This window comes from Marinovum sp. PR37 (assembly GCF_028807375.1).
In the GTDB taxonomy this organism is placed as follows: domain Bacteria; phylum Pseudomonadota; class Alphaproteobacteria; order Rhodobacterales; family Rhodobacteraceae; genus Marinovum; species Marinovum algicola.
This window is the reverse complement of sequence record NZ_JARAML010000076.1, coordinates 1-1,268: the sequence shown is the minus strand read 5'-3', so window position 1 is coordinate 1,268 and position 1,268 is coordinate 1. Positions and strand designations below refer to the sequence as shown.

General features: G+C 67.0%; 1 protein-coding gene. It reads left to right on the top strand.

All coding sequences use genetic code 11. From position 1 onward, the window contains the following. Nucleotides 1–1,268 (top strand): histidinol dehydrogenase (gene hisD / locus PVW49_RS23680; protein ID WP_274591802.1); only part of this gene is annotated, 1,268 nt, incomplete at its 3' end.

Below are 1,268 nucleotides of genomic sequence, written 5' to 3'. Positions count from 1 at the left end.
ATGACCATCGAATATCTCAAACGCGGCAAGCCGGAGGCCGACCGGGCGGAGGATGATGCCCGGACCCGTGCCGTGGTCGAGGCGACGCTGAAAGACATCGAGACGCGCGGCGATGCCGCCGTGCGCGCGCTGTCCGAGAAGTTCGACGGCTACAGCCCCGCCGCCTTCCGCCTCAGCCAGGACGAGATCGATGCGCTGATCGGCCAGCTCTCGGACCAGGAACTGGCCGATATCCGCTTTGCCCAGGACCAGGTGCGCAACTTTGCCCAGGCCCAGCGCGACACCATGCTCGACCTCGAGGTCGAGACCCTGCCCGGCGTCATCCTCGGCCACCGCAACATCCCGGTGCAATCGGTCGGCTGCTACATCCCCGGCGGCAAGTTCCCGATGGTGGCCTCGGCGCATATGTCCGTCGCCACCGCCGCCGTCGCCGGCGTGCCGCGGATCATCGCCTGCACCCCGCCGTTCGAGGGCAAGCCCAACCCCGGGGTGATCGCCGCCATGCACCTGGGCGGCGCGCATGAGATCTATGTCATGGGCGGCATCCAGGCGGTCGGCGCCATGGCGCTCGGCACCGAGACCATCGACCCGGTGCATATGCTGGTCGGCCCCGGCAATGCCTTTGTCGCCGAGGCCAAGCGCCAGCTGTTCGGCCGCGTCGGCATCGACCTCTTTGCCGGCCCGACCGAGACCATGGTCATCGCCGACGAGACCGCCGCCGATGCCGAGCTTTGCGCCACCGACCTGCTGGGCCAGGCCGAACACGGCTACAATTCGCCGGCGGTGCTGGTCACCAATTCGCGCCGGCTGGCCGCGGACACCCTGGCCGAGATCGACCGCATTCTCGCCATCCTGCCGACCGCGGGCACCGCGCGGGTGAGCTGGGAGGAATATGGCGAGGTCATTGTCTGCGACAGCTATGAAGAAATGCTTAAGGTCGCCGACGGGATCGCCAGCGAGCATGTCCAGGTGATGACCGACCGCGACGACTGGTTCCTCGCCAACATGACCTGCTACGGCGCGCTGTTTCTCGGGCCGCGCACGAATGTCGCCAACGGCGACAAGGTGATCGGCACCAACCACACGCTGCCGACCAAGCATGCGGGCCGCTACACCGGCGGGCTCTGGGTTGGCAAGTTCCTGAAAACCCACAGCTATCAGAAGGTCACCACCGACGAGGCGGCGACGATGATCGGCGAATACGGCTCGCGGCTCTGCATGCTCGAGGGCTTTGTCGGCCATGCCGAGCAATGCAACATCCGGGTCCG